The following is a 2402-nucleotide window of genomic DNA, read 5'->3' as shown; positions in this document are numbered from 1 at the left end:
TACGAGAGCTTCTCGGAAAACCCTGAAGTAGTCGAAAGCTATGCAGGTCCTTACGTTCGCGGTCTGCAGGGCAGTTTCAAGAACGATGCCAACGTGGTCGCCAGTATCAAGCACTTCATGGGTGACGGCGGCACCGACCAGGGCAAGGACCGTGGCGTGAACAAGTCCACGGCCGAGCAGATGATGAATATCCATGCCCGCGGCTATTACACCGGCCTGGCGGCGGGAGCCCAGACGGTGATGGCGTCGTTCAACAGCTGGGACGATGTCAGCGCAGGCGTCAATTACGGCAAGATGCACGGCAGCCGAGTGTTGCTGACCGATGTACTGAAGACCAAGATGGGCTTCGACGGTTTTGTGATCAGCGACTGGAACGCCATCGCCGAAGTACCGGGCTGCCGCAACGACAGCTGCCCGCAGTCGATCAATGCCGGCGTGGACATGATCATGGTGCCGGATGACTGGAAGGCCTTTATCGCCAACACCATCGCGCAAGTGAAGTCCGGCGAGATTCCGATGGCGCGCATTGATGATGCCGTGACCCGTATCCTGCGCGTGAAGCTGCGCGCTGGCTTGTTTGGTAAGAGCCCTGCGCAGAACGCCCACGCGGGCAAGAACGATGCGCTGCTGGCGCGCGAGCTGGCGCGCCGTGCGGTACGTGAATCGCTGGTGCTGCTGAAGAACGAAGGCCCTGCGCTGCCACTGGCACACGGCAAGAAGATTCTGGTGGTGGGCAAGACCGCGGACAATATCGCCAACCAGACCGGCGGCTGGTCGCTGACCTGGCAGGGCACGGACAACACCAATGCCGACTTCCCGAACGCCGACAGCATCCTGGCCGGCATCCGCGCCGCGGCGGGCGCCGAGAATGTGCTGTTCAGTGCCGATGCGCGCGATGTGGATGTCAGCAAGTTCGATGCCGTGATCGCCGTGATCGGCGAGCGTCCATACGCCGAAGGCGATGGCGATATCGGCCCGTCCGGCACGCTGCGCCACAGCAGCCGTTATCCGGAGGATTTGTCCGTGCTGGAGGCCGTGGCAGGGAAGGGCAAGCCGGTGGTGACCGTGTTCGTTTCCGGCCGTCCTCTGTACACCAACGATTTGCTGAATTTGTCGGATACCTTTATCGCGGCCTGGCTGCCAGGCACCGAAGGCAAGGGCGTATCTGATCTGCTGGTGGCCGRCAAACAGAAATACGACTTCCGCGGCAAACTGTCCTTCTCGTGGCCGAAGTCGGCCTGCCAGACGCCGCTGAACGTAGGCGATGCCGATTATTCGCCGCTGTTCGCCTATGGCTATGGTCTGAAAAACGGACAGCGTTCGAAACTGGGCAAGCTGGATACCTCGTATGCGGCGGGCGGTTGCGGCGGCGGCAATAGCTATCCTGTTTTCAGCCAGGCCGACCGTGCCAGCTTCCCGCTCGCGATCCGCAGCGGCAGCGAACGCCAGGCACTGGGCGCAGACCTGAACGCGACCTTCCAGCTGCCGGGCATCAAGGTGCAGACTTCGCAGATCAATACCCAGCAGGACGCCAAGCTGGTGACCTGGACCGGTCCGGCATCCGTTGAAGCGCATGGCGCCAAGCCGCTGGCCCTGCCGCCGGCGCTGGCCAAGGATGGCGCGCTGCACTTTGCCACCATCGTGTCGGCGGCGCCGCAGGGCAAGGTAACGCTGGCAATGCAGGACAGCACGGTCAATGCGACCGCGCTGTTCCAGCGCCTGGCAGGCAAGGGCAAGCAGAGTGTTTCGATTCCCCTGGCTTGCTTCGCTGGTTTGCATCCGGAGCGCGTCGATACGCCATTCAGCATTACGTCAGACGCAACGTTTGCGGCATCGTTTGCGAATATCGAGATTGTCTCCGGCGCCACCGATGCGGTGCGCTGCGAAGATCTGAAATAAGGAACGGTCATGGCAAATACCGCACACAATGCTAGCGCGCCAGTGGCGCATTCGACCCACGATGCCAACGGCAATAACACGGCGCCGCTGGTCATCATCACCATCCTGTTCTTCATGTGGGGCTTGCTCACGTCGCTCAATGACGTGCTGATCCCGCATCTGAAGGCGAAATATACGCTCAGCTACGTGCAGGCGATGCTGGTGCAGTTCTGCTTCTTCGGCGCCTACTTCATCGTATCGCTGCCGGCGGGCGGACTGATTCGCCGCATCGGCTATCAGCGCGGCGCGGTGACAGGCCTGCTGATTGCGGCCGGCGGCTGCGCGCTGTTCTATCCGGCGGCGGAGAGCGGCTATACGCTGTTCCTGTTTGCCTTCTTCGTGCTGGCAGCGGGCATCACCATCCTGCAGGTGGCGGCGAATCCTTTTGTTACCGTGCTTGGTCCGGCGCGTACCGCGTCCAGCCGCCTGACCTTGACGCAGGCCTTCAATTCACTGGGCACGAC

At 61.9% G+C, this 2402-nt stretch carries 2 protein-coding genes; both read left to right on the top strand.

What is annotated here, in order from left to right; all coding sequences use genetic code 11:
* Positions 1-1899, top strand: a 1899-nt coding sequence (locus tag AB4Z11_RS29530; protein WP_442029414.1) for a glycoside hydrolase family 3 N-terminal domain-containing protein, incomplete at its 5' end; no start/stop codon positions are given.
* 9 nt (positions 1900-1908) lie between these two features.
* Positions 1909-2402: MFS transporter (locus AB4Z11_RS29525; protein ID WP_442029412.1), on the top strand; the 494-nt coding region annotated here is incomplete at its 3' end.

The sequence above is a fragment of the Pseudoduganella sp. RAF53_2 genome, assembly GCF_052113985.1.
Classification (GTDB): Bacteria; Pseudomonadota; Gammaproteobacteria; order Burkholderiales; family Burkholderiaceae_D; genus Rugamonas.
Note: the sequence above shows the minus strand (reverse complement) of the source record. Positions and strands in the feature narration are given on the sequence as shown.